Annotated in this window: 26 protein-coding genes; 14 read left to right on the top strand and 12 right to left on the bottom strand. The window is 36.1% G+C overall.

What is annotated here, in order from left to right; translation table 11 throughout:
- The 4 genes from ACY651_RS01690 to ACY651_RS01675 form a co-directional block, all read right to left on the bottom strand.
- The coding region (locus tag ACY651_RS01690; RefSeq protein ID WP_462249062.1) for an RNA polymerase sigma factor at positions 1 to 634 on the bottom strand (634 nt) is incomplete at its 3' end.
- 130 nt (positions 635 to 764) lie between these two features.
- Positions 765 to 1,121 carry a SnoaL-like domain-containing protein gene (locus ACY651_RS01685; RefSeq protein ID WP_462249060.1) on the bottom strand — a complete coding sequence of 119 codons (357 nt, stop codon included), beginning with the start codon at positions 1,119 to 1,121 and terminating at the stop codon, positions 765 to 767.
- A gap of 50 nt (positions 1,122 to 1,171) precedes the next feature.
- Positions 1,172 to 1,525, bottom strand: a complete 354-nt coding sequence (locus ACY651_RS01680; RefSeq protein WP_462249058.1) for a YciI family protein — start codon at positions 1,523 to 1,525, stop codon at positions 1,172 to 1,174.
- A gap of 262 nt (positions 1,526 to 1,787) precedes the next feature.
- On the bottom strand, positions 1,788 to 5,249 hold the full coding sequence (locus ACY651_RS01675; protein WP_462249056.1) for a leucine--tRNA ligase: 3,462 nt from the start codon (positions 5,247 to 5,249) through the stop codon (positions 1,788 to 1,790).
- 363 nt (positions 5,250 to 5,612) lie between these two features.
- Between ACY651_RS01675 and ACY651_RS01670 the strand changes: the two genes are divergently transcribed.
- From ACY651_RS01670 to ACY651_RS01645, 6 genes are all read left to right on the top strand, one after another.
- Positions 5,613 to 6,491, top strand: a complete 879-nt coding sequence (locus ACY651_RS01670) for a cell division protein FtsX (protein ID WP_462249054.1) — start codon at positions 5,613 to 5,615, stop codon at positions 6,489 to 6,491.
- A 22-nt stretch (positions 6,492 to 6,513) separates the two neighbouring features.
- On the top strand, positions 6,514 to 6,798 hold the full coding sequence (locus ACY651_RS01665) for a DUF3098 domain-containing protein (protein ID WP_462222092.1): 285 nt from the start codon (positions 6,514 to 6,516) through the stop codon (positions 6,796 to 6,798).
- Positions 6,799 to 6,879: 81 nt separating this feature from the next.
- The gene (locus tag ACY651_RS01660; protein WP_462249052.1) at positions 6,880 to 7,671 is read left to right on the top strand and encodes an undecaprenyl-diphosphate phosphatase; all 792 of its coding nucleotides are present in this window, start codon (positions 6,880 to 6,882) and stop codon (positions 7,669 to 7,671) included.
- Between the two features lie 224 nt (positions 7,672 to 7,895).
- A complete protein-coding gene (locus ACY651_RS01655) occupies positions 7,896 to 9,176 on the top strand; it encodes an MFS transporter (protein WP_462249050.1) in 1,281 nt (426 codons plus the stop codon).
- A gap of 19 nt (positions 9,177 to 9,195) precedes the next feature.
- Positions 9,196 to 10,263, top strand: a complete 1,068-nt coding sequence (locus tag ACY651_RS01650; RefSeq protein WP_462249048.1) for a TraB/GumN family protein — start codon at positions 9,196 to 9,198, stop codon at positions 10,261 to 10,263.
- A 2-nt stretch (positions 10,264 to 10,265) separates the two neighbouring features.
- Positions 10,266 to 11,165 carry an MBL fold metallo-hydrolase gene (locus ACY651_RS01645; RefSeq protein WP_462249046.1) on the top strand — a complete coding sequence of 300 codons (900 nt, stop codon included), beginning with the start codon at positions 10,266 to 10,268 and terminating at the stop codon, positions 11,163 to 11,165.
- A 255-nt stretch (positions 11,166 to 11,420) separates the two neighbouring features.
- Here the strand turns inward: ACY651_RS01645 and ACY651_RS01640 are convergent, their stop codons facing one another.
- Together ACY651_RS01640 and ACY651_RS01635 are read right to left on the bottom strand one after the other, a co-directional pair.
- Positions 11,421 to 12,224, bottom strand: coding sequence for a DUF3108 domain-containing protein (locus tag ACY651_RS01640; RefSeq protein WP_462249044.1), 804 nt, complete (start codon positions 12,222 to 12,224; stop codon positions 11,421 to 11,423).
- Positions 12,221 to 13,204, bottom strand: a complete 984-nt coding sequence (locus ACY651_RS01635; protein WP_462249042.1) for a lysylphosphatidylglycerol synthase domain-containing protein — start codon at positions 13,202 to 13,204, stop codon at positions 12,221 to 12,223. The genes ACY651_RS01640 and ACY651_RS01635 overlap by 4 nt, the downstream gene beginning before the upstream one ends.
- A gap of 43 nt (positions 13,205 to 13,247) precedes the next feature.
- Between ACY651_RS01635 and ruvC the strand changes: the two genes are divergently transcribed.
- The 3 genes from ruvC to ACY651_RS01620 all read left to right on the top strand — a co-directional run bounded on the left by ruvC (position 13,248) and on the right by ACY651_RS01620 (position 15,905).
- Entirely contained in the window at positions 13,248 to 13,817 is a 570-nt protein-coding gene (ruvC, locus tag ACY651_RS01630; RefSeq protein WP_462249040.1) for a crossover junction endodeoxyribonuclease RuvC, read from the top strand.
- Positions 13,818 to 13,936: 119 nt separating this feature from the next.
- On the top strand, positions 13,937 to 15,208 hold the full coding sequence (locus ACY651_RS01625) for a sensor histidine kinase (protein WP_462249038.1): 1,272 nt from the start codon (positions 13,937 to 13,939) through the stop codon (positions 15,206 to 15,208).
- A 10-nt stretch (positions 15,209 to 15,218) separates the two neighbouring features.
- A complete protein-coding gene (locus tag ACY651_RS01620; RefSeq protein WP_462249036.1) occupies positions 15,219 to 15,905 on the top strand; it encodes a response regulator transcription factor in 687 nt (228 codons plus the stop codon).
- Between the two features lie 101 nt (positions 15,906 to 16,006).
- Here the strand turns inward: ACY651_RS01620 and ACY651_RS01615 are convergent, their stop codons facing one another.
- The 3 genes from ACY651_RS01615 to ACY651_RS01605 all read right to left on the bottom strand — a co-directional run bounded on the left by ACY651_RS01615 (position 16,007) and on the right by ACY651_RS01605 (position 18,056).
- Entirely contained in the window at positions 16,007 to 16,396 is a 390-nt protein-coding gene (locus tag ACY651_RS01615; RefSeq protein WP_462249034.1) for an HIT family protein, read from the bottom strand.
- A 168-nt stretch (positions 16,397 to 16,564) separates the two neighbouring features.
- Positions 16,565 to 17,038, bottom strand: coding sequence for a transcription elongation factor GreA (gene greA / locus ACY651_RS01610; RefSeq protein WP_462249032.1), 474 nt, complete (start codon positions 17,036 to 17,038; stop codon positions 16,565 to 16,567).
- 85 nt (positions 17,039 to 17,123) lie between these two features.
- The gene (locus tag ACY651_RS01605; protein ID WP_462249030.1) at positions 17,124 to 18,056 is read right to left on the bottom strand and encodes an NAD(P)-dependent oxidoreductase; all 933 of its coding nucleotides are present in this window, start codon (positions 18,054 to 18,056) and stop codon (positions 17,124 to 17,126) included.
- A gap of 44 nt (positions 18,057 to 18,100) precedes the next feature.
- Here ACY651_RS01605 and ACY651_RS01600 point away from each other — a divergent pair, with 44 nt between their 5' ends.
- Complete coding sequence (locus ACY651_RS01600) at positions 18,101 to 18,613, top strand: hypothetical protein (RefSeq protein ID WP_462249028.1); 513 nt, start codon at positions 18,101 to 18,103, stop codon at positions 18,611 to 18,613.
- Positions 18,614 to 18,804: 191 nt separating this feature from the next.
- Here ACY651_RS01600 and ACY651_RS01595 read toward each other — a convergent pair whose 3' ends face one another.
- Positions 18,805 to 19,185 carry a RidA family protein gene (locus ACY651_RS01595; RefSeq protein WP_462249026.1) on the bottom strand — a complete coding sequence of 127 codons (381 nt, stop codon included), beginning with the start codon at positions 19,183 to 19,185 and terminating at the stop codon, positions 18,805 to 18,807.
- Positions 19,186 to 19,256: 71 nt separating this feature from the next.
- Here ACY651_RS01595 and ACY651_RS01590 point away from each other — a divergent pair, with 71 nt between their 5' ends.
- The 4 genes from ACY651_RS01590 (at position 19,257) to ACY651_RS01575 (ending at position 22,505) form a co-directional block, all read left to right on the top strand.
- Positions 19,257 to 19,868, top strand: coding sequence for a 3-hydroxyacyl-CoA dehydrogenase family protein (locus tag ACY651_RS01590; protein ID WP_462249024.1), 612 nt, complete (start codon positions 19,257 to 19,259; stop codon positions 19,866 to 19,868).
- Between the two features lie 3 nt (positions 19,869 to 19,871).
- Entirely contained in the window at positions 19,872 to 20,543 is a 672-nt protein-coding gene (gene tsaB / locus ACY651_RS01585; protein WP_462249022.1) for a tRNA (adenosine(37)-N6)-threonylcarbamoyltransferase complex dimerization subunit type 1 TsaB, read from the top strand.
- Positions 20,544 to 20,668: 125 nt separating this feature from the next.
- Positions 20,669 to 21,022, top strand: a complete 354-nt coding sequence (locus ACY651_RS01580; RefSeq protein WP_462249020.1) for an ArsR/SmtB family transcription factor — start codon at positions 20,669 to 20,671, stop codon at positions 21,020 to 21,022.
- Positions 21,023 to 21,101: 79 nt separating this feature from the next.
- Positions 21,102 to 22,505, top strand: coding sequence for an MBL fold metallo-hydrolase (locus ACY651_RS01575; RefSeq protein ID WP_462249018.1), 1,404 nt, complete (start codon positions 21,102 to 21,104; stop codon positions 22,503 to 22,505).
- Positions 22,506 to 22,516: 11 nt separating this feature from the next.
- On the opposite strand, the gene ACY651_RS01570 is transcribed toward ACY651_RS01575, so the two are convergent.
- Both ACY651_RS01570 and nadB read right to left on the bottom strand, forming a co-directional pair.
- Positions 22,517 to 23,467, bottom strand: coding sequence for a lysophospholipid acyltransferase family protein (locus ACY651_RS01570; RefSeq protein ID WP_462249016.1), 951 nt, complete (start codon positions 23,465 to 23,467; stop codon positions 22,517 to 22,519).
- Positions 23,468 to 23,508: 41 nt separating this feature from the next.
- Entirely contained in the window at positions 23,509 to 25,125 is a 1,617-nt protein-coding gene (gene nadB / locus ACY651_RS01565) for an L-aspartate oxidase (RefSeq protein ID WP_462249014.1), read from the bottom strand.
- Between the last annotated feature and the right edge of the window lie 9 nt (positions 25,126 to 25,134).

Genomic DNA, 25,134 nt, shown 5'->3' with positions numbered 1-25,134 from the left:
GCTGTGTGGAATTGTAGCCTTCATTAAATAAAAGGTAAACTGCCATCAGCACATTATCTAAGCGGTTATTTAATTCCGCCGCATAAGGCAATTCAAATTGCACATTATTTTCCTTAAAACTTTGCTTTGCCCTATACAATCTTTTTTCAATGGTATCGTAACCTGTAACAAATGCTTTGGCAATTTCAGCAACGCTAAAACCACAAAGTGTTTTTAAAATAAGTGCAACCTGTGCCTCTGTAGAAAGAGAAGAATGGCAACATACGAACATCAGCCGCAACTGGTCATCCTCTATTGTATTGGTATTAATGATATCCTGTATTGTTGGCACCAGTGTATATTCTGATTGAAGCAATGCCGCAATACTTTTAGAAAACTCCTCTTTTCTTTTTTGCTGCCGCAATACATCTACCGCTTTGTTACGGGCAACAGTAAATAACCATGCCGAGGGATTTTGTGGCAACCCATTTATTTTCCAGTTATTAAAGGCTTTAAGTAAAGTATCCTGCACTACATCTTCTGCCAGTTGTAAATTTTGCGGACCGAATAATTTGGTGAGTACAGCAACCAGCTTTCCGCATTCGTGGCGAAAAAGGTGTTCTACTTCCTGTTCTATTGTTGAAGAATTTTCCAATACAATCTTTTCTGCAATTTATTAAGAAGAAATTTTAAATCAATGCCTCATTTTTAAAATCATGAGGCATTGATAAAAGTAATATTGCAATGGTGCTGAAGCTATGATAGCAATTCGGAAATTTTCATGCTTAATTAAAAAATTGTTCGAATACAATTTTTCCATCTTTTACTTCATACACACAAACCTCTTCTAACAAATGCCTGCCCATCCCTTTCATGGTAGCATCTAGCGTCATTGAAATACTAAAATACCGGCCACCCACTACCGGATCTGAGCAGGAGCCCTCATGGCGTTCTTCGATCATCGATGCAAATTGCTTTCCTTTTTCGGCTACAGCCTTTTTACCTTTTGTAAAATGTGGTACCATTCCGCCTTCGGGTTCAATACAAATAATATCATCTGCATATAATTCCTCCTGCGCTTCCAGCATTTGTCCTTTACGCATATAAGCTATTAATTTATCAGCTACTTCAAGTGTTGTCATTTTTTAAAAATTTAATCGTGAAAATATTTTTTCAAAAAGATGTCCGTCAATTAAGCCGGAGGCATATCCATTTTCTGTATCTGCCTTACAATTACAGTTCCGCCATTTTCATAATCGGGATACTCATCACACAAAGCAACTGCTTCATTGTAATCAGCAGCATTAACAATAAAATAGCCACCAATAATTTCTTTTCCCTCGGCAAAAGCTGCATCAGTAACAGTTTTATTTTTACCGCTGATAACTTTACCGGTTGGTAACAATGGTTCGCCGGCATCATATTTTCCGGCCTTAGCCAGTTTATCTATCCAGGCCATCCATTTACCCATGTTTTCCTGCATTTGCTGTGCAGAGGGTTGTTCGGCAGATTTAATTCCCTGAAAAATAAGCATGAACTTTTCCATAATTGTTGTTTTAATAATTTATAATGATTTTACTAATGACGAATGGAGATTCACAATCCGGACAACTATTTTTATTTTTTTAAAAAATAATCCATGACCAATAGTATAGTTGTTGTAAAATAAACAAAGCCGGTGAACAATTCACCGGCTTTGCAAAAATAGTATTCAAAATTTTACACCACCACATTTATCATCTTATTAGCCCCCTCTATCTCCCCGAAGGGGGAGGAAAGGGAGAAGATTTAAGCGACAATTACTTTTTTTACACCACTACGTTAATCATCTTATTCTTTACATAAATAATTTTCTTAGGTTCTTTACCCTCCAGCCATTTTTGCACCACTTCATTTTCGGCAATAATTTTTTCTACATCGGCCTGTTGCAGATCTAAAGAGAGATTAATATTAGTTCTTACTTTACCATTAATAGACACCGGGTATTCTTTACTGCTTTCCACCAGCAATGCTGGATTGAAGGTTGGATAAGTTGCATCAAGAATAGTTCCATCATTACCCAACTGCTGCCACAACTCTTCTGCAATATGCGGTGCATAAGGCACTAATAAGATCAATACTTTTTCCAGCACTTCTTTTTTATGGCACTTCACATCAAACAAATCATTTACACAAATCATAAATGAACTTACGGCAGTGTTAAAAGAAAACTTCTCGGTATCTTCTTCAATTTTTTTTATGGTGCGATGTAAAATTTTTAATTCGGCATCAGTGGCTTTTTCGTCTTTCCAAACTTTACCTTTTATATCATCATTAAACAAACGCCACAGCTTTCTTAAAAAACGATGTACGCCTTCAATGCCTTTTGTATCCCATGGTTTGCTGGCTTCTACCGGGCCGAGAAACATTTCGTACATTCGGAAAGTATCGGCGCCGTATTTGTCGCAGAGTTTATCAGGATTATATGTATTAAGTTTTGACTTAGACATCTTCTCATCAACCGAAATTAATTTAACCTGATTATCATTATATGCAAGCATTCCACCGTCTGTGTTATTTACAGTAAGGTCTTCAAAAATTATCGTATGAATTTCTTTTAAATTTTCAGAGTCCGCAATTCGGAGATTACTAAATTGAGGATAATGAAGTTTAATATTTTTTAAATTTTCTTGAGTCAAAAAATAGTTTCCATTACTATCTACAGACAATTCTTCTACAGGCAACCTTAGTTCTGTTGAATTTGTATTTTCCTTCGGATATTCAGGATTAACAATATAACCCCGAAGTCCTTTTGGATGTTCAGACGTATCGCTTGCTACCCTAGCCCAAACAATTTTTGCAAATGCACTTTTTCCTGTTATCATCCCCTGATTCAGCAACTTCCTAAACGGTTCGTCAAAACCAATCAATCCTAAATCAAACAAAACTTTCGTCCACATACGGCTGTACAATAAATGGCCTACGGCATGTTCGGTACCGCCAATGTATAAATCTACCTGGTTCCAGTAGTCGCTTATTTTTCTGTCGCAGAATGTTTCGGCATTGTGTGGATCCATATAGCGGAGAAAATACCAGGAAGAACCTGCGTAGCCGGGCATGGTGGAGGTTTCCCTCACCCCCCGCCCCTCTCCACTTTGTGGCGAGGGGTGACTAAACTTGCTACCGCTAATATTTTCTTTGTTAGTTTGGCTTTCTAAATTACTATCAAACGCTACATTCTTCGCCTCGTTTTTTTCTAAGGATGATTGCAAGGTTTGTTTTATTTCAACGATTACATTTTGTATGTTATATAAAATTTCTTCATTAGGGAACCTGATTACTTTAAATCCAATTTCATTTAAAACTTTTGTACGTTCTTCATCATAAATTTTTTGCTCTGCAGTTTCATGATAACCTCCGTCTGCTTCTACAATTAAAGCATGCTGTAAAGAAACAAAATCAACAATGTAGTTTTCTATTGGATGTTGTCTCCTGAATTTTACGTCTAATTTATTTCCCCTTAATTCTTGCCATAAATAATTTTCTGCTTCTGTATAATCTTTTCGCAGCTGCTTTGCAAGTTCATACTGCATTGGTGATGCTACTTTATATTTAGGCACTGCTGCTGCACCCTTCGCTTCATTCTCCGCTACTATCTTCCCGTCCCCCTTCTCCACTTTGTGGAGAGGGGCTGGGGGTGAGGTCCAGTCTTTTAAATTAGCCAGCGGCCCTTCTCCTTCCGGCCCCGGGCCATACTTATCTACATGCGGTAATTCCAGTGGCAGTTCATCTGCGTCTAAAGGAATAGCAATACCATCGCTCCAGATAATAGGGAAAGGTTCGCCCCAGTAACGCTGGCGGCTAAACCCTGCATCTCTCATGCGGTAATTCACTTTCCTCTTGCCAATATTTTGTTCGGCTAATTTTTGTAAAACAATTGTGGCAGCATCCATCATCTTTACACCGTTTAAAAAACCACTGTCCTCTAAAATGGCCTCTTTGGTGGCATTCGCTTCTTCACCATTAAAATGTTTTCCAATAATATTGGTAATGGGAATATTAAAATGCTGTGCAAATTTAAAATCTCTTTCATCGCCGCAGGGCACGGCCATAATGGCGCCGGTACCATAGCCCGCTAAAACATATTCGCTAATCCAGATTGGAATTTTTCTGTCATCAAAAGGATTAACAGCATACGCACCTGTAAAACATCCGGTAATTTTTTTCTCTGCCATCCTATCTACATCACTCCTGCTTTTTACATAAGCAATGTATTCATCTACGGCTGCTGTTTGCTCTGGTGTTTTTATTTGCTGCACTAAATCCAGTTCAGGTGCTACCACCATAAAGTCAACGCCAAAAATAGTATCGGGCCTGGTTGTGTAAACTTCAATTTTGAATTTTGAATTTTGAATTTTGAATTCTATTTCCGCTCCCTGGCTCTTACCAATCCAGTTGCGCTGCATTTCTTTCATGCTGTCGCTAAACTCTACAGTTTCCAATCCTTCTAATAAACGGTCGGCATAATCAGTAATTCTTAAATACCATTGGCGCATTTTCTTTTTTACCACCGGGTGGCCGCCACGTTCGCTTACACCATTTACTACTTCATCATTGGCCAATACAGTGCCTAATGCTTCACACCAGTTTACTTCACCGTATTTACTAAAACTCAGGCGGTACTCCATTAAAATTTCCTGCTGTGTTTTTGTATCAAAGCTCTTCCACTCTAATGCCGTAAAGTTGATTATTGAATATTGAGCATTGGGCATTGAATATTTTTTATTCCCTTCCGCTTCAAATGCTGTAACCAAATTACTGATAGGTTCTGCCTTATTACTTCCTCTGTTATAAAATGAATTGAACAACTGCAAAAAAATCCACTGCGTCCATTTATAATAATTAGGGTCGCTGGTTTGCACTTCACGTTCCCAATCGTAACAAAAACCAATTTTATCAAGTTGTGCTTTAAAAGTGGCGATATTTTTTTTGGTAGTTTCTGCCGGGTGCTGGCCGGTTTCCAACGCATATTGTTCGGCCGGTAAACCAAAACTGTCGAAGCCCATTGGGTGCAGCACATTAAAACCTTTTAATCTTTTATAGCGGCTGTAAATATCGCTGGCAATATATCCCAGCGGATGGCCTACATGCAAACCTGCACCACTCGGGTATGGAAACATATCCAGCACATAATATTTTGGCTTATCACTTACATTGGATACACTGTACACTTTATTTGCTCTCCAGTAATCCTGCCATTTTTTTTCAATCTCGTTAAACTTATATTCCATTTATTTTTCTTTTTGAGTCTGGTCTTTGAAACTTATTTCAACTTCATTAGCACAGTTTATCCTGAGGAACGAAGGACACTCTTGTACTGAATATCTTTATTGAACCCTTTAATTGTACTGCACTCTTTTATCTCCTTTTCTCTTTTAATCTTTTAGCCAAAACCCTCATAAAATGTGAAAGAAAAGTTATTTAACCCCCGTTCACACCACAACATTTCCTCTTATAAAAATAAATACAGCAGTCAGTCGTTTTGTAGTGGGCAAAAATAATGTAATACCCGCAAATTGAATTAATTTGCGCCCTTACTAATCAACAGGCCTGTAAAAAGCAGGTAACAACCATTAAATTAATTTAAATCTATTATGTCACAATTTGGAAAAGCAAGCAGTAAAAGAGGTAAACCAACTTATGCTTATGCCATAATTGGTGTGTCGCTGGTATTATTTTTATTTGGCATTGTAGGCTGGTTTTTCTTAAACCTTCGTAAAACCGGCGATTATTTCAAAGAAAATATACAGGTGCAGTGTTTTTTAAACCGTGATGCCTCACCCAAAAAAATTGACAGTGTAAAAAATTATATCACTGCATTGCCTTATGTAAAATCGGCCGAGTATGTTACTAAAGATATGGCGATAAAAAAGTTTGAAGCCGATAGTGATACCACCTGGCGCCAGTTTATTAAAAGCAATCCCCTGCCGGAAAGTATAGATTTTTATGTAACTGCCGATCATGTACAGTCCGACAGTTTAAGGGCTATCTCTTCTACTATTGAAAGTAATTTTCCGGGTATCATATCCGAATATAAATTTCCTGATGAAATCGTATCCAAAGTGGGCGACTTTGCCAAGTATTTATTTATTGGTTTTTTAGTGGCGGCAATCATACTCACCATCTTGGTAATTTTTTCAATTGATAATACTATAAGGCTGGCCATGTACAGCAACCGTTTTTTAATTAAAACCATGCAAATGGTGGGTGCCACCCGTTGGTTTATTGCCAAACCTATAAATGCAAGGGCGGTAATAAATGGTTTAATTGCATCGGGCATTGCCATTGGATTAATATGGTGTGTTGTTTTTTTGGTAGAAACTTTCAGGCCCGAGTTTAAAGTTTTACGTGATAATAAAAGCCTGATATTGCTGTTTCTTACTATTATTGCGCTGGGCATTACAATAACTTTAGTAAGTACACACAGGGCTGTAATAAAATACCTGCGTATGAAATTGGACGATTTATATTAATATTGCACTTTAATAAATATTTATGGCTACAGTAAAAAAACAAACAGAGGCGGCTACAGGTAACAACGTTACCAAAACTACCGGCAACAGCCTTTTTACAAAAGATAATTATATGTGGATGGTGGCAGGCCTGGTTGTAATGGCCCTCGGCTTTTTTTTAATGAGCGGTGGCAAAAGTGCCGACCCCAATGTTTTTAATAAAGATGAAGTGTACAGTACCACCCGTATTACCATTGCACCTATTTTAATTATAGCAGGTTTGCTTATCGAAATTTTTGCAATAATGAAGAAGCCGAAAGAAAGTTAATCAGTTAAATGGTTAATTAGTTAATTTGTTTGCGGAGTTTTGCTTCGCATTTTTTATTTTTAAAGTTTACAACACCACTGCATGAATACTTTACAATCAATTATTATTGCCGTAGTAGAAGGGCTTACAGAGTTTTTGCCCATCTCCTCTACCGGCCACATGATTATTACCGAAAAAGTTTTAGGTATTACCGAAACCGATTTTATAAAAGTATTTACTGTAGCAATTCAATTTGGTGCAATACTGGCGGTGGTGGTTTTGTATGCAAAAAAATTCTTCGATTTTAAGAGATGGCAATTTTACGTAAAGCTTGCGGCTGCTGTTGTACCGGCGTTGGTGTTAGGTTTTTTATTCAGCAAAAGGATTGATGCACTTTTAGAAAGTTCATTAACTGTTGCCATTTCGATGCTGGTGGGTGGTATAATTTTATTATTTATTGATAAAGCTTTTAAAAAACCCACCATAGATTCGGAAGAGAAAATTTCTTTTGGCGAAGCCATCATCATTGGTGTGTGGCAATGTATTGCTATGGTACCGGGGGTTAGCCGCAGTGCAGCTTCCATCATTGGTGGCATGCAGCAAAAATTAACCCGTTCGGCTGCCGCAGAATTTTCATTTTTTTTAGCAGTGCCCACAATGCTTGCAGCCACCTGTTATAAATTATTAAAATATTATAAAGAAAGCGGCGGTTTTTCCAGCGAAGAAATAAAACAATTAGCCATTGGTAATGTGGTAGCATTTATTGTGGCACTGTTAGCTATCAAATTTTTTATCGGTTTTTTAAAAAAATATGGCTTTACTATTTGGGGCTGGTACCGCATAATAGTGGGTATTATTTTACTGCTTCTTATCTGGAAAGGAGTGATACAATAATAAAAAACTTGTCGTATATTAATTTAAAAAAAACGCTCTGGTGGCCGTCTTCGACAAGCTCAGACTGACAGCTTTCTGTCATGTTGAGCCTGTCGAAACATAGACAGAATGCGGCTTGTGAATGAAATTTTATTTTTAATAGTACACTCATAAATTAAATACTCTAAATTTTATTCCTGCATTTTACTTTTTAATGGTTAATTTTTCATTCTTAATTAATTAACATGCAAACTGCTTCTAAAAAAATTGTAAACGGCTGGGCCATGTACGACTGGGCCAATTCGGTTTATAATTTAGTAATTACCACCACTTTTTTTCCGGCATATTATGCAGCGGTAACCTCTCTCGAAAAATTTCCTGATGGCATTACTTTTTTAGGACGCCGCTTTGTAAATACCGAATTGAAAGATTATGTACTGGCCGTTGGTTTTTTAGTAATTGTTTTTCTTTCTCCTATACTTTCTTCTATTGCAGATTACAAAGGCAATAAGAAAAATTTTATGCGTTTTTTTTGTTATTTGGGGGCAGCAAGTTGTTCGTTACTTTATTTCTTCGATAAAGATCATATTACACTTGGCCTAGTGTGTTTTATGTTTGCCGGTATTGGCTTTTACGGCAGCCAGGTTTTTTATAATTCTTACTTGCCGGAAATAGCAGCCGAAAAAGATATGGACCGCATAAGTGCCAAAGGCTACACTATGGGTTATATTGGCAGTGTACTTATGCAGTTAATTGGTTTTGCGCTGGTAATATTTATGAGTAGTGAAAAAGGGCTTGCATTAAGAATTACTTTTTTATTGGTAGGTGTATGGTGGGTAAGCTTTGCACAAATCACTTTTGCCCGTTTACCCATTAGCCCAAAAAGCGAAAGGAAATTAAAAACCCATGTGCTGGCCAATGGTTTTCACGAATTAAAAATTGTTTTGCAGCAGGTAATTAAAATGCCGGTGTTAAAAAGATTTTTATCTGCTTTCTTTTTTTACAGCATGGGTGTGCAAACGGTAATGCTGGTGGCCATTGATTTTGGTATTAAAGAATTAAAGTTAGAAGACAGCAAACTTATTATTACAGCAGTTATTATTCAGTTAGTGGCAATAGTTGGTGCAGTAGCCATGTCAAAACTTTCGGCAACCTATGGCAATATTAAAGTTTTAATATTTACAGTTACGTTATGGATCGGGGTTTGCATCACCGGTTATTTCATCACTACCGAAATACATTTTTATATTTTAGCATCGCTGGTAGGTTTGGTAATGGGTGGCATACAATCGCTCAGCCGCTCCACTTACTCCAAACTAATGCCCGAAACAAAAGATACCGCATCTTTTTTTAGTTTTTATGATGTTACCGAAAAATTAGCCATAGTAATTGGTTTATTTAGTTTTGGTTTTATAGAAGGATTAACCGGTAATATGCGTAATTCTCTTTTAGCATTAATTGCTTTTTTTGTGCTGGGTTTATTATTTTTATTAGTAACACTCCGCACACAAAAAAAATTGGTATAAATTTTTAACGTAACCCCTTATGATAAAAAAAATATTTTTTTCAATTGCAGTTTTGCTTTTTGCTAATGCAATAAATGCCCAACAGAACAATACTTTTTTGTGGCGCATTACTAACCCGGTTAACCAGCAACCTTCTTATCTTTTTGGCACTATACATTTACCCCAGGAAAAATTTATGCAACTGACCGATTCGGTGTACGATGCTGTAAACAATACTGATATTTTTTATGGCGAACTGGATTTTTTGAATATTTATAAAGAAATGAGTGATGCTGATGGTTTCTTTCAATCGAAGCTGGATTATTTAGACTCCGTAAAAAAAACTGACAGCTGGAGAAGAATGATCATGTCTGTAAACAGAACTTATAATGCTTCAATTAACCCCGACAGCTTAGACCAGTTTAATAAATTTGGGCAGAGCCTGCTTGCAGATTATATGAAAGCCGACCCGGGTGTAACTGCTTTAGATGCCGCACTTTCTTCTTACGCAATGGTATTGGGTAAAACTACTAAAGGGCTGGAGACATTTAAGTTTCAGATTGACATGCTGTATAAAATAATTGATGCCCGGTTAACCGATACCACATTATTATTTGATGACGATATCAGGCTGACCACAAATTTAAAACGGTTTTACAGCAACCAGCAATTTGATTCGCTTACAGCAATTATAGAATCTATAAATATTACCTACCGCAAAATTGTATTCGACAACAGGAATTTTACCATGGCAGATTCTATTAAAAATATATCTGCCAATAAAACTGCTTTTTTTGCTGTGGGTTGCGGCCATTTGCTGGGTAAAAACGGCATAATTAATTTACTTAAAGCAAAAGGCTTACAACTGTCGCCAGTTTTTTCCACCAATAAACTTTCTATTACTTTACTGGAATCTATTTTTAAAACAGGCATTGATAACGTTAAAAAAGAATTGAAAAAAGAAAAAGCTGATACTGATACTGAAGTTATGCCGGATGAAAAAATTGAAGAGATAAGAGAAGATGTAATGATATCAACCTTGCCAGTAAAAAAAGCTGTTCCTAAAAAAACTGCAGTAAAACAAAAGCCCAAAACAAAAAAGCAATAATCATGAAATTATATTCCATTAACACCGGTTATTTTAAATTAGATGGTGGCGCCATGTTTGGTGTGGTGCCCAAAAGCATCTGGAATAAATTAAACCCTGCTGATGAAAATAATATGTGCAGCTGGGCTTTGCGTTGTTTATTAATTGAAGATGAGGGTAAATTAATTTTAGTTGATACCGGTATGGGTAATAAACAGGATGCCAAATTTTTTGGCCATTATTATTTGCATGGCGATGATACTTTAGAAAAATCTTTAGCGCAACATGGTTTTACCGCAGCCGATATTACGGATGTATTTTTAACGCATTTACATTTTGACCATTGCGGTGGCGCTATTATTAGAGAAGGTGATAAGTTAGTACCTGCATTTAAAAATGCAACGTACTGGAGCAATGCTTCGCATTGGTTATGGGCTAATCAACCTAATGAGAGAGAAAAAGCAAGTTTTTTAAAAGAGAATATTTTGCCAATTCATGAAAGTGAGCAATTAAAGTTTACAGAACACTGGTTTAATAAAGCAAGCACAGAACCAGGATGGCACACAACAATTGGTAACGACGACTATTTAAAATCTGTCCCTTTTATAAAAAATATAGATATCCTATTTGTAAATGGTCATACCGGAGATATGATGCTGCCTAAAATAAATTACAATGGTAAAACAATTGTGTACATGGCCGACTTACTTCCTTCTGTTGCACATATTCCTTTGCCTTATGTTATGGGTTACGATATGTTTCCGTTAACTACATTAAATGAAAAGAAAGCTTTTCTTACTGAAGCTTTAGCCAACGATTATATTTTATTTTTTGAACACGACCCCGTAAATGAATGTTGTAATTTACAAATGACGGAAAAGGGAATTCGGCAAAAAGATGTTTTTAATTTGAGTGAAGTGTAAGAAACTTCCGCAACACTTTTGAAGGGGTTTAAAAAACTCTTTCATTATTCGCAGAGTCTGCGAAACCCTCCAAGAGTTGATAGCATGACCCTGCAACTAATAAATGAAAAATCTGGCATCATCTGCTTCATGATAAAAGTTCAATAAAGATTTACAGTTGAAGAGTGCGACGCCAATGAAGTTGAATAAATTACTACTGCTTGTTACAAAAAAAACCTGCCGTCGGCAGGTTTTGCAATTATACAGTCTAAATATTTACCTCACACCCGTTAACGAAGTTAACGGATACCTTAAATTTTTATAGCCCATCATATCTACTTTTATACTTCCTACTGCAATGGGGCTTTCTACCCTAAGCAATAAATGATTGGGATCGTCGCTTACCCAGGCATTCATTTTTTCGCCCCCTTCAAAAATGGTTCCTTTAATTAAAAGTGGTTTAAATTTTATCGCATTAAATTTTCCGTAACGGGTTTTTATTTTTTCTTTTCCTAAATAACGGATGTATAAATGATACACTTCATCATCTAAAAACATATCGAAAGGAATTTTATCATTCACTTTGTATTTATTAAAATCGATATTACGGGCATAGTACACTGCACTCACCACATCCTGTATGCACTTGGTAACTTTAAAAACACCTTTGGTACTAACGGCAGTGCCTGCTGTTTGGTTAAAGGTTACGTTTTCATATTTTTTATAACCCCCTTCATCAACATTTCGTATAAATTTATAAGGCACTAATGTTGCCGTATCAATATAACTTTCGTACTTATCCCTTACTTTAAAAAATTTATCGAAGAAGGAATATGATTTGCCTTCGCCTGTACAATGATAGACCGTCTTTCCATTAAAGCGCTCCAGCGAAGTGGTAAAAGTTGCTTCGCCTGCGCCAATATATGCTCCCATAGCGCTGTAAAAAACTTTCATCGTCACCACTTCATCGGCTTTAAATGCAGTGTTTTTAATACCGCAAAATTCATCGTCGTAAGCCGGTTTAAAACTTACACAGCAAAGCCCTAAAATTATCAAACTGAATGTAGCGTAACGTCTCATTTTTCTTTTACTATTTTTTTAATGCCCAAAATTAATATACTCCCAATTAATGCCGGTATTACTAAATTAATTAACCATATTGCCAGTGCTGCAGTTTCAATACCCAGTGTATTGGTGCTGTACATTTTCATCAGTTCCATGCTTGCCTTTGCCCTTACTGGTAACTCTAAAAAACCAATGGTGGGTGCTACGGCCATCAACAAATAAAAAACGGTTATCAGCCAAAAACTTAATCCCACTTCAATATCTACCTGCATTACCTGCAGCAATAAAATATACTGCACTACAAAAACTATATACCGCAACAGCGATAATGACAGTATAGTTAGCAATTGCCTTGCCGAAAACTCATCCAGCACTGTTATATGCTTTACCGCTTTGGTAAATGCCGGCACCTTTTCTATTAAACGTACCAGCCATGCTAATCTTATATAAAATAAAAAAAGTATCACTGTGCCCGTAATGCTGAAATAAATAAGCACATTACCCCAAAAGTGGGGTAAAACGTTTAAAGCGTTGCTGCTGTTATGTGAAAAATATCTTAAAAAAATTAAACCTGCACAGCCCATTACCATTGTAACCAGCAACTGGCTTAAGCTTGAGGCAATATTAAGCGATATGGCTTTAATGCGGTTTTCTTCATTTAAAAATAAAATTCTGCCGCCATACTCGCCAATACGGTTGGGGGTTAGCATGGTTATACTGCAACCTGCCAGCACCGATTTAAATGCTTTAATAAAAGAAAACTGCTGCATATGCAACACCAGCAGCTGCCATTTTTTTGCTTCTATACCCCAGTTAACCAGCATTAAAATAATTACGGCTAAAAATTTCCAGCCCTTCCAGCTGTGTTTTACCTGCTGCCAGCGCTGTTCCAGATCTGGCTGCTGAATTAATTGCCTGTATAAACTGTAACAAAGCACTATTAATAATACCGGCCCTAAAAAATAGTTGATTAATATTTTAATACTTTTGTTCAATACGCAATGTTAGTTCAATTATTAAACTCAAAAAATTTTTAGTGTGCCCAAAGCAAAACCGTCCATCATTTTAGGTATCGACCCCGGCACAATAATTATGGGCTATGGTTTAATTGAAGTAAATGATAATAAAATTTCGCTGTTAGAAATGGGTGTACTGCAACCCGGTAAAGTAAAAGACACGTACAAAAAACTGCAGTTAATTTTTAATACCGTTAGCGGATTAATTACAAAATACCAACCCACTACTTTTGCCATTGAAGCACCATTTTTTGGTAAGAATGTACAGAGTATGCTAAAGTTAGGCAGGGCACAGGGCGTGGCTATTGCTGCTGCCATGCGGCATGGTATTGAAGTAACGGAATACTCACCAAAAAAAGTAAAGCAATCGGTAACGGGCAATGGTAATGCCAATAAAGAACAGGTGATGAAGATGCTGCAGCAAATTTTAAATTTTAAAGATAACCCCAAACATTTTGATGCTACCGATGCTTTGGCCGTTGCGGTGTGTCATTTTTTTCAGCAAAAAAATCCGGTAGCGGCGGCAGGAAATAAATTAAAAGGATGGGATGCATTTATTGCACAAAATCCGGGGAGGATTAAAAAGATTTAGATGTTTAGGTAACAACATTTCATTAACAGTATAGTTATAAATCTTTGTAAATAATTTTTAGTAAAGTTTGCAGGCGGGGATATGGTTATTAACTGAAAATCACAATCAGAAAACGTTACATGGTCATTCGTTCAAAAACATTGCGGCTGGTAATTTTAATAAGTACTGTTTTAGTTACTATTATTATTGCGGTGCAGTTATTCTGGCTGCAAAAAGTGTATAAATACGAAGAGAAACAATTTAACATCAATGTTTCAAAAAGTATTCGTGGGCTTTACCGGGATATGCAACTTGTGAATGATGTAAGCGATAATGTGCAGAAAAAAATTGAAAACCCAAAGCCCGATCTGTATTTATTAAGAATTGATTGTAACCCTCATTTAGACAGTCTTTGGACAAATTTAAAAGCTGAGCTTACCGACTTTGATGTGTATACCGATTGCAAAGCAGCCATTTACAGCCAGGAAAAAAATGCTTATACCGAAGAAGAATATATCGACCTGCCTGATGCCTATTTTCCACCAAAAGAAAAAAAGCCACTTCCTGTTTTAAAAAGGGACTATTCCTATATTGCTTTATTTTTTCCGCACCGTGGAGGATATATTTTAAAGCAAATGTATTTTTGGATTGCATCCGGAGGTTTACTGCTTGTAGTTTTAATTGCTTTTGGCGCCAGTATTTTTTACCTGTACAAACAAAAATTTTTAAACGAAACACAAAAAGATTTTGTAAATAATTTTACGCATGAATTTAAAACCCCGCTGGCTGTTATAAAAATTGCGGCCGAAGTGTTACAACAGCCAGGCATTTCGCAAAAGCCGGAGAAATTAAAAAATTACGCTTCAATTATTAATGAACAAATTAGCCATTTGCAGGGGCAAACGCAAAGGCTTTTAGAAATTGCTTATACCGACAGTAATGCATTGCAACTTGAAAAAGAAAAATTTGATGTAAACGATTTATTGCAACAGGCCATTAATAATTTGCATCCGCTGGCTGAGGAAAAAAATGCGGTGATACAAACAACATTTTCTTCAACAGGTATTATGGTTACTGCAGATAAATATTATATGCTGCTTACTTTTATTAACCTTATTGAAAATGCCATTAAATATTCAACCAGCCCCAAAATAAATATTGCCACATATACAGAAGGGCACGATTGCTGCATTGCTGTAAAAGATAACGGCATTGGTATTAGTGAAGAAAACCAGAAAAAAATATTCAACCGTTTTTTCAGGGTTACCGAAGGCGATCTGCATACCACCAATGGGTTTGGATTAGGCCTGAATTTTGTTAAAAAAATAGTTGAGGAACACGGAGGAAAAATTGACGTAAAAAGCGAACCGGGAAATGGCAGTACTTTTATAATAAAAATTCCACAGCATTAAATTTTACAGCATGAGCAAGGCAAAAGTTTTACTGGCAGAAGATGACCTTTCGTTAAGTTTTGTTATTAAAGATAATTTGCAGGATGCCGGTTTTGAAGTAACGCATTGTGCCGATGGTGAAGCTGCATGGCAAAAATTTCAGAAAAAAGATTTTGATATTTGTTTGCTGGATGTTAATATGCCGGAGAGGGATGGCTTCTCTCTTGCAAAAAAAATACGGCAGCAAAGTGATATTGTACCCATCATTTTTTTAACCGCTAAGAGCCTGGAAGAAGATAAGATAAAAGGTTTTAAAACCGGTGCCGACGATTATATTACCAAACCCTTCAGTATGAAAGAACTGGTAATGCGTATGGATGTTTTTTTACGCCGCACAAAAAAATTGCAATCGGATGGGGTGGAAGAATACAAATTAGGCACTTTAAGATTTGCTTATAACGAATTAAAAATTTATGGCGATACTGTAACCACTTCTCTTACTCAACGTGAAGCCGATCTGCTGAAATTTTTTGTACTGCACATTAATAAAATTTTAAAAAGAGAAGAATTGCTGCTGAATGTATGGGGCAAAGATGATTATTTTTTAGGCCGCAGTATGGATGTATTTATTACCAAGCTGCGTAAATATTTAAAACCCGACCCTGCAATTGCTTTGGAGACCATACATGGTGTGGGGTTTAGGTTGCAGATAAATTAAAAGGAGAAGCCACTGCTTGGCTTTTTTCTGCCACAGATTGCACAGATTTTCACGGATTTTTTTTTGTGTATTTAATCTGTGTAAATCCATGGCTTAATTTCTTAAAGATTACTCAATATTTTTTCCTGCACTACTTTTAATTCCTCCTCAGTAGTTTTAGTTTTCCCTTTTGTAAAATTTAAATCATTAGCAGTGTTGATGGGCACTAAATGCAGATGTGCATGCGGTACCTCTAATCCCACCACACTTATACCACAACGGTTACAGTTAAATGCTTTTTCAATAGCATGTGCAATGGGTTTTGCAAACACCAGCATTCCGGCAAGGTAGTCATCGGGCACATCAAATAATTTATCTACTTCTAATTTGGGTACTACCAGCACATGGCCTTTTACCAATGGTTCAATATCTAAAAAAGCAAAAAACTTTTCGTCTTCGGCAATTTTATAACAGGGTATTTGACCGGCGATTATTTTAGAGAAGATGGTCATAATAATTATTTCTATAAAGATAAAATACAAATGCATTCTTGCACACACAAATTATTAGACTCTAATTTAACCCGCCTTCGACAAGCTCAGGGTGAAAGCTCATCGCTTAAAAAAATTAAAAAAGCCCATCCTTTATAAGGACGGGCTTTAAAAATTTTCGATACAAATTTATATATTGATATCTTCTACCCTGAATTTCAACATTCCTGCCGGCACTACAACATCTACCTCATCGCCAATTACTTTGCCCAATAAACTTTTACCAATGGGAGACGTAACAGAAATTTTGCCCAGTTTTAAATCGGCTTCTTTTTCTGAAACTATCTGGTAAGTAACTTTCTTTTTAGTACCCATATTGGTAAGCGATACCTTGGTAAGTATGCTTACTTTGCTGGTATCAATATTGGTTTCATCTAAAATACGGGCAGTGGCAATTACGCCTTCCAAATATTTTATTTTTGCTTCCAGCATGCCCTGTGCTTCTTTGGCAGCATCGTATTCGGCATTTTCTTTTAAATCCCCTTTTTCACGGGCTTCGGCAATAGCTTTACTGGCCGCAGGCCTGTCCACACTCTTCATACCATGCAGCTCCTCCTTCATTTTTTCAAAGGTATCTTTTGTAACATAATTGGTGGTACTCATAAAAATTCTATTTAGTAACGAGAAAAAAAATACAACGCCCCAGATTGGCTAAGGCATTGCATGTATTGCAAAAGTAGTGAAAATTTTAAATACCTAATTTTTCTAAGATAACGGCGCCCATTTTATAAAAAGACTCGTGGCTGTAGCCGGCAATATGCGGCGTTATAATTACATTGGGTTGGGTATTCAAAAAATCCAGCTGCTCTTTTTCCATGGCAGACAAGGTTTGTAGCTTTTCATTTTCCAGTACATCTAAACCTGCGCCGGAAATTTTATTTTCTTTTAATGCCGTTATTAGTGCAGCAGTATTTACCACTTTACCCCTTGAAGTATTTAATATTATTGGCCGCTGCTGCAGGCTAGTAAAAAAATCATCATTGGCAATATATTTTGTTTCTGCTGTTAAAGGCAAATGAAAACTTACCACATCGGCATAGCGGCCAATTTGTTCAATGTTGGCTGCTCTTATATATCCGTCTGCAAAATCAAATTTATATTTATCGTAAGCCAGCACCGTTACATTAAAAGCCGAAAGCAATTTTGCAAACGAACTGCCGGTGTTTCCATAACCAATAATGCCCACAGTTTTACCTGTTAATTCTGTACCACGGTTAGCATCCCTTATCCATTCGCCATTTTTAACTTCTGTACAACTGCTGTTAATTTTATGCAGTAAACCCAGTAACATTCCCAATGCATGTTCCGCCACAGCATTACGGTTTCCTTCGGGGCTGCTTACACATTGGATGCCTTTTGCTTTTGCATAATCAACATCTATTAATTCCATGCCGCTGCCCAGTCTGCCTATCCATTTTAATTTGCCTGCATTATCTAACATATTTTTATCAATAGCTAATCTTGTGGTTACAATTAAACCTTCTGCTTCGCTCACTAAGTTTTTTAATTCATCATAACTTATATCAGGATTGTATAAAACTTTATAGCCTTTTTTTTGCAAACTCTCCATAAGATGGTCGTGTGTCTTTGCCGTTATTATAACCAATTTTTCGTTACTCATTCTGCTAAAATATTTTTATCTTACTGTAAAATTAACCTTAGTTTATGTTTAGTAAAATTTCTTTTTTAATAACTGTTGTTTTGTTTACTGCTTTACACAGTTATGCTCAAATAACCGATCTGGAAGAAAAAAAGCCTGAAACCATTAACGGTATTGAATATGGCTATTTTATAAAAAACGAGCAGGTAAAAAGTGTAAAAGATGAAGAATACAGCCGCTTTGAAATTACATTGTATGCTACTAACAAAAGTGGCTGTTCAAAAATTTATTCCGACAGGGTTACACTATCTTCTTCCGAACCGGCCAATTTAATTGCTGGCTTTAACTGCACCAATGCCAACGGTAAACGCTTAACTGCTAAAAGCGGCAGCGTAAAAGCAAAGGAATTTTACATTAACGCAAAAGTGCAGGAAAACGGAAAAGAAATTATAAAAACTGCTAAAGCCGGTTACATTTTTCGTAATGGCGAAAGCCTTAAAGCTAATATTATTGTGCTGGTACCAAAAGGAGAAAGGCCGGTAATACAATGCAACGTAAATTATTTACCGGAGTTGTAGGAGCATTTAAATTAAGAAGCTTAAAAGGAATGTTCAATTTTCAATAGAAATGCAGTCTATGCTACTTTTATGCAGTTTTCATAAAAGTAGTTTCACCCTAAATACACTTGTATTTTATTGAATATTGAGTGTTGAATATTGAGCATTGAATATTTTTCTTAGCTAATTACCTTGACCCCCTTATAGACTAACTACCTCGCCGCAATCATACTAATCTCCACATTTACATTTTTAGGTAAGCCTTTTACAGCTACAGTTTCTCTTGCAGGAAAATCACCGCTGAAATATTTACCGTAAATTTCATTTACCTGGCCAAACAAATTCATATCGCTTAAAAAAATGGTAGTTTTTACCACATTGCTAAAATCCATTAAAGCTTCGGTTAAAATAGCTTTAAGGTTTTGCATTACCTGGTGCGTTTCTTCAATAATATCGGCGTTGGCCAGTTCGCCTGTAACCGGTTTTAATGCCACCTGGCCAGATATAAAAAGTAAATTACCTGCAAATACCGCCTGGTTGTAAGGGCCAATTGGTGCAGGTGCATTATCCGTATTAATTATTTGTTTTGTCATTGCTGGTTTATTTATTTTCAAAATGCAAATATATCTTTTTGTAACCACCTATTTTTGCAAAAAAATAATAAATGACAATTGTTGTACTTGCGGCAGATAATATGTGGGAAGCATTAACAAATAATTCCGCTGATATAGAATGGATAAAAGCCACCGATGATTTTTCTTTTAAAAATTATAAAGAAGCCGATGCATTTTTTATTTTAACTGATACCACTGATTTTAATTTTACAGAAACAGTAAAACCTGTTTTTATAAACAGTGTTACCACAACTTTAAATGAATTAAATACTGCCGATAATATTTTACGAATTAACGGCTGGGATACTTTTTTACAAAGATCCGTTTGGGAAATTGCAGGAAAAATTAATGACAGTAACAAAGCAATTGCTGAAAAACTAAACAAAAAAATATTTTTAGTAAATGATGAGCCTGGTTTTGTATCTGCAAAAATTATTGCCATGATAATTAACGAAGCGTATTTTGCATTGGGTGACGAAGTGAGCAGTAAAACTGAAATTGATACTGCAATGAAGTTGGGTACAAATTATCCCTACGGCCCTTTTGAATGGGCTGAAAAAATTGGTGTAAAAAATATTTATGATCTTCTAAAAAAATTAAGTGTAACAGATAAACGTTATCAACCTGCACCAACACTTATTGCCGAAGCAGCAAAAAAATAATTAATGGGCCTTATTTTAAATATTGATACAGCAACCGAAACTGCACAGGTAAGTTTTGCAAAAGATGGCAAAGTATTGCAATCGATAACTAACGAAATGCAAAAAGATCATGCTTCGTTTTTGCAAACAGCCATACAGCAACTTGCAAAAAAAAGTAGCATTGCATTAGCTGATGTTGATGCAATTGCTGTAACTGCCGGCCCGGGTTCTTACACTGGTATAAGGGTTGGCATGGCAAGTGCAAAAGGTTTATGCTATGCACTAAATAAACCTCTAATAGCAATAAATACTTTACAAGTTTTAACTGTTGCTGCCCAGCAGGAATTAAATAATACCCCCGAAATTTTATTTTGCCCAATGATAGATGCCAGGCGAATGGAAGTATTTACGGCAATTTATAACAACACATTGGCTGAAATACTGCCGCCCTGTGCAATTATTTTGGAAGAAAGCTCATTTTTATCGCAATTAAAAAATAATAAAATGGTGTTTTTTGGCAGCGGCGCTGCTAAATGGAAAGCCCTTTGCAGACATTCAAATGCTTCATTTGCAGCAGCTTTAAACATTACCGAAGCTATGGCAAGTTTAAGTGAGGCTTATTTTGTGCAACAAAAATTCAGCGATCTTGCCTACAGCCAGCCTTTTTATCTAAAGGAATTTCAAGACAAAATATAAAAGATTACCATTAATTGTAAAAGGCATTTTTTTTAAATTTTACAGCCACAAATTTATTTGCATAAGTAAATATTGGTATATTTGGTAGTTCAACATTGTTCAAGCATAATTAAAATTTACATCTTATGATGGTTGCATCCCAATCATTGGAGTCGCCTGTGGCTGCTTCAAAAACTTCATCTGAATCTTCAATCAATGTGGATTATCATTCCTTAAAAAAAGCGGCGCTTGTTTTAAGGGCATTAAACCACAAACTTCGCCAGCAATTATTGAAGTTAATTGAAGAAGAAAAAAAGATTACTGTTACAGAAATTTATGTTCGTTTACGCCTGGAGCAATCTGTTGCTTCGCAGCACCTTGCAATTTTAAGAAAAGCAGGTATTGTAATTACACAGCGTGATGGAAAATTTATTTACTACGCAGTTAATTTTAAAAGGATTGAGGAAATAGATACTTTTGTTAAGCAACTTGTTGGTTAATTATTAAAAGTATTCATAAAAGCGTCCCGTCTATGGCGGGACGCTTTTTTATTTTTATCTTTGCCCTAAATAATATTTTATGTTTATTAAACAATTATATACCGGTTGCATTAGCGAAGCTGCGTATTATATTGAAAGCGAAGGCGAAGTGGCTATTATAGATCCATTAAGAGATACAGAAGAATATATTGTGCTGGCTAAAGAAAGAAATGCAGGTATAAAATATATTTTTGAAACACATTTTCATGCCGATTTTGTAAGCGGTCATTTAGATTTAAGCAAAGAAACAGGTGCCCCAATTATTTTTGGCCCCGGAGCAAAAACCAATTTTAAAATTTATAACAGTAAAGACGGTGAAATATTTAAACTGGGCAAAATAAGTTTTGAAATTTTGCATACACCGGGCCACACTATTGAGAGTACCTGTTATTTATTAAGAGATGAAAATGATAAACCATATGCCATTTTTAGCGGCGATACTTTATTTGTAGGCGATGTTGGCCGCCCCGATTTAAGCAGTGGTGATATGAGCAGCGAAGAACTGGCCGGCATTATGTACGATACAATTCAAAATAAAATATTACCATTGGCAGATGATATAATTGTTTACCCGGCACATGGCGCAGGCAGCAGTTGCGGTAAAAATTTAGGGCCTAATAATTTTAGTACCATTGGCGAAGAAAGGCAAACTAACTATGCCCTGCAGCCGCAAACTAAAGAAGCATTTATTAAAGCGGTAACAGAAGGTTTAACAGATGCACCAAAATATTTTGCTGTAAATGCACAAATAAATATGGAAGGATACGAGAGTTTAGATAATGTAAAACAAAATGGACTTACTCCTTTATCCATTGCCGCATTTAAAAAATTAATGAATGAAGATGTGCTGGTTTTAGATACCCGGCATGCAGATATATTTACACAGGGTTTTATACCCGGCAGTATTTTTATTGGGTTAGAAGGCCGCTTTGCAGAATGGGCAGGCAGTTTATTGCCTTTTGAAAAACCAATGATTTTAGTTACCGAACCGGGCATGGAAGAAGAAACTGTAATTCGTTTATCGAGAGTGGGCTTTGATAAAATGCTGGGATATTTACAGGGGAGTTTTGAAGGATGGCAGGCAGCAGGCGAAAAAGTTGATTTAATAATTAATATAGAAGCCGATGAACTGGCAATGGACTTACCACACGATCCTAATTTAGTAGTAGTAGATGTAAGAAGAGAAGCTGAGTACGCCGATGGCCATGTAAAAGGTGCACAAAATATTCCTTTAAACGAAATGACCGATGTGGTAACCATTGCAAATTTTGAAGACAATCAAAATCTATATATTCATTGTGCAGGTGGTTACAGAAGTGTAATTGCATCTTCTTTAATAAAACGCCAGGGCGTACATAATTTAAGAAATGTACTGGGCGGCTGGACTAAAATAAAAGAAGAGAAAAATATTATTACTGAGAAAGATGCCAGTGTATTAAATTGATAGAATAAAAATTATTCAGGCGCTGCTGCATTTTTATCAATCCATAGATTTTTATATTCTGCCTTCCATTCAAACTTAAAGCGGCGGTGGCTCCATAAATAATTTGCAGGGTCATCTTTTACAGTTTTCTCCAAAATATTTCTGTACATGCAAGTTAATTCTCCAGGTTTTGTATTGCCTCCCTGCTCAGTTAATAATGTAGCAGTAAAATGATAGTGCCCCCTTTTAATTTTTTTAAACCCGACAAAAACTACTGCTGCATTATTTTTAATAGCGCCTTTTTCTGGCCCGGTTAAAAAAGGGGTAGGGTTACCAAAAAAATTTAACCAGTGACCCCAAAGCGGACTGGGTGGATTTTGATCTGCCGCAAGGCCCAGCATGTATTGGTTTTTAAATACATCATGCATCTTATTTTTAAAATCGCTGGCGCCTACTAATACTGTGCCGTACCTTTTGCGTATATCAAAAAATATTTTATCAAAAACTTTATTTTTAATAGGGATGTATATGCCCACAAACGGAATTTTTAAATTAATTGCGTACAGTAAATTGGCATACTCCCAGTTAAACTGGTGGCCTGCCATTAAATTAATATTGTATCCTTTACTAATCAGGTCGTTTATAATTTCAAATGTACCGGTGCTTCTTTTTAATAATTGTTTTTTTGAAATAGAAATAAACTTCAAACTTTCTATCATGGCATCTGTAAAATACTGATAAAATTTTTTAGCAATTTTTATCCGTTCCTTTTCTGTTTTTTCGGGAAAAGCAATAGCCAGGTTACTTAATACCGTATCCCGTCTGTACTTAATAACATGATACAGCAGAAATGCAAAAAAATCACTTATGCCATAAAGAATAAAGAATGGAAGTAATGAGACTAAATAAAGTAATGGGTAAACAATATAATACATCGAATTTATTTGATGAGCAAAGGTATGCCGTACAAGTGAGTGACACAACGATGCTTAATAGAATTACTAAAGATTGTTTCAAAAAAAAATTACAACACAATATTTTGTACCATTTCACTTTTTGCAGGATAATCAGTATTAAAATGCAAACCTCTGCTCTCCTGCCTGAACTCTGCACTTTTTACAATTAAAAATGCTACAGTAATCATATTTCTTAACTCACAAAGCTGTGGCGATACAATTGTTTTTTTATACAGCTCTTCAGTTTCTGCAAATAATAAATCCAAACGCTTCATCGCTCTTTGCAGCCTTTCATTATTTCTAACTATACCCACATAATCACTCATCAGTAACTTTAATTCTTTTACGCTCTGGGTAATTAAAATCATTTCTTTGGGTGATGAAGTGCCGTCAATTTTCCAATCGGGAATATTATCCTCTCCGCTACCTGAAGGGGAAACTGAGCGAAGATTAATATTGGAAATTGAATCTTTATAAGCTCTATGTGCAAATACCATTGCTTCTAAAAGCGAATTGCTGGCAAGCCGGTTGGCACCATGCAAACCTGTGCTGGCACATTCACCGGCTGCATACAAATTATTGATAGATGTTCTTGCATGCTCATCTGTTTTTATTCCGCCGCAACTGTAATGCGCTGCCGGTGCAACAGGTATTAAGTGTTTAGTAATATCTATACCAATACTTAAACATTTATCATAAATATTCGGGAAATGCTCAATAAATTTTTCTTTACCAAAATGGCGGCAGTCTAAAAAGACATTTTCGGTACCGGCTACTTTCATTTCGTTATCAATAGCACGGGCAACGATATCACGTGGTGCCAGATCTTTTCTTGCATCATAGCGTTCCATAAAGGCTTCGCCATTATGGTTGCGTAAAATGCCGCCATCGCCACGTACGGCTTCGGTAATTAAAAAACTTTGTCCACGTACACCCGGCTCGTACAATGCAGTAGGGTGAAATTGTATGAACTCCATATTTTCAATTCTGCCTTTTGCCCTGTACACCATGGCCACACCGTCGCCTGTTGCAATCGCAGGGTTTGTAGTGGTGCGGTACACCTGGCCGTTACCACCGGTTGCCAGCAAAGTAATTGTAGATAATATTTTTTCTACTTTATTAGTAGCAAGATTTAAAACATACACACCATAACATTCAATATCGGGTGTTGATTTTGTAATGAGATAACCTAAATGATGCTGTGTAATTATATCCAGCACAAAACAATGACTTATGAGTTGTATATTTTTTTGTTTAGCCAATGCAGCAAGTAAAGCCCTTTCCATTTCTTTACCCGTTACATCTTTATGGTGCAAAATTCTAAATTCACTATGACCACCTTCTTTACCTAACTTAAAATCGCCATCGGGTGCTTTATCAAACTGTGCACCCCATTCAATAATTTCTTTAATTCTGTCAACCCCTTCTTTTACCACAATTTCTACAATATGCCTGTTACATAACCCATCACCGGCAATTAAAGTATCTTCTATATGTTTTGCAAAACTGTCTTTATCAAAATCCATTACACCTGCAATACCACCTTGTGCATATTTGGTGTTAGTTTCATCACTTTGTGTTTTGGTAAGTACTGTTACTTTTTTACCAGGGCATTCCTGTGCAACTTTTAAAGCATAAGTTAAACCAGCTATGCCACTGCCAATTACTAAAAAATCTGTTTGCATGTTGTTCTT

The organism is Ferruginibacter sp., assembly GCF_031391665.1.
Classification (GTDB): domain Bacteria; phylum Bacteroidota; class Bacteroidia; order Chitinophagales; family Chitinophagaceae; genus Ferruginibacter.
Note: the sequence above shows the minus strand (reverse complement) of the source record. Positions and strands in the feature narration are given on the sequence as shown.

What these genes read in the sequence shown, in the direction of transcription:
- ACY651_RS01660 (WP_462249052.1), top strand. Translation starts at nt 6,880, where the DNA reads ATGAATACTTTACAATCAATTATTATTGCCGTAGTAGAAGGGCTTACA.
- tsaB (WP_462249022.1), top strand. Translation starts at nt 19,872, where the DNA reads ATGGGCCTTATTTTAAATATTGATACAGCAACCGAAACTGCACAGGTA.
- ACY651_RS01575 (WP_462249018.1), top strand. Translation starts at nt 21,102, where the DNA reads ATGTTTATTAAACAATTATATACCGGTTGCATTAGCGAAGCTGCGTAT.
- ACY651_RS01640 (WP_462249044.1), bottom strand. Translation starts at nt 12,224, where the DNA reads ATGAGACGTTACGCTACATTCAGTTTGATAATTTTAGGGCTTTGCTGT.
- ACY651_RS01580 (WP_462249020.1), top strand. Translation starts at nt 20,669, where the DNA reads ATGATGGTTGCATCCCAATCATTGGAGTCGCCTGTGGCTGCTTCAAAA.
- ACY651_RS01665 (WP_462222092.1), top strand. Translation starts at nt 6,514, where the DNA reads ATGGCTACAGTAAAAAAACAAACAGAGGCGGCTACAGGTAACAACGTT.
- ACY651_RS01675 (WP_462249056.1), bottom strand. Translation starts at nt 5,249, where the DNA reads ATGGAATATAAGTTTAACGAGATTGAAAAAAAATGGCAGGATTACTGG.
- ACY651_RS01625 (WP_462249038.1), top strand. Translation starts at nt 13,937, where the DNA reads ATGGTCATTCGTTCAAAAACATTGCGGCTGGTAATTTTAATAAGTACT.
- ACY651_RS01685 (WP_462249060.1), bottom strand. Translation starts at nt 1,121, where the DNA reads ATGACAACACTTGAAGTAGCTGATAAATTAATAGCTTATATGCGTAAA.
- ACY651_RS01620 (WP_462249036.1), top strand. Translation starts at nt 15,219, where the DNA reads ATGAGCAAGGCAAAAGTTTTACTGGCAGAAGATGACCTTTCGTTAAGT.
- ACY651_RS01590 (WP_462249024.1), top strand. Translation starts at nt 19,257, where the DNA reads ATGACAATTGTTGTACTTGCGGCAGATAATATGTGGGAAGCATTAACA.
- ACY651_RS01655 (WP_462249050.1), top strand. Translation starts at nt 7,896, where the DNA reads ATGCAAACTGCTTCTAAAAAAATTGTAAACGGCTGGGCCATGTACGAC.
- ACY651_RS01650 (WP_462249048.1), top strand. Translation starts at nt 9,196, where the DNA reads ATGATAAAAAAAATATTTTTTTCAATTGCAGTTTTGCTTTTTGCTAAT.
- ACY651_RS01615 (WP_462249034.1), bottom strand. Translation starts at nt 16,396, where the DNA reads ATGACCATCTTCTCTAAAATAATCGCCGGTCAAATACCCTGTTATAAA.
- ACY651_RS01595 (WP_462249026.1), bottom strand. Translation starts at nt 19,185, where the DNA reads ATGACAAAACAAATAATTAATACGGATAATGCACCTGCACCAATTGGC.
- ACY651_RS01670 (WP_462249054.1), top strand. Translation starts at nt 5,613, where the DNA reads ATGTCACAATTTGGAAAAGCAAGCAGTAAAAGAGGTAAACCAACTTAT.
- ACY651_RS01645 (WP_462249046.1), top strand. Translation starts at nt 10,266, where the DNA reads ATGAAATTATATTCCATTAACACCGGTTATTTTAAATTAGATGGTGGC.
- ACY651_RS01680 (WP_462249058.1), bottom strand. Translation starts at nt 1,525, where the DNA reads ATGGAAAAGTTCATGCTTATTTTTCAGGGAATTAAATCTGCCGAACAA.
- ACY651_RS01605 (WP_462249030.1), bottom strand. Translation starts at nt 18,056, where the DNA reads ATGAGTAACGAAAAATTGGTTATAATAACGGCAAAGACACACGACCAT.
- nadB (WP_462249014.1), bottom strand. Translation starts at nt 25,125, where the DNA reads ATGCAAACAGATTTTTTAGTAATTGGCAGTGGCATAGCTGGTTTAACT.
- greA (WP_462249032.1), bottom strand. Translation starts at nt 17,038, where the DNA reads ATGAGTACCACCAATTATGTTACAAAAGATACCTTTGAAAAAATGAAG.
- ACY651_RS01600 (WP_462249028.1), top strand. Translation starts at nt 18,101, where the DNA reads ATGTTTAGTAAAATTTCTTTTTTAATAACTGTTGTTTTGTTTACTGCT.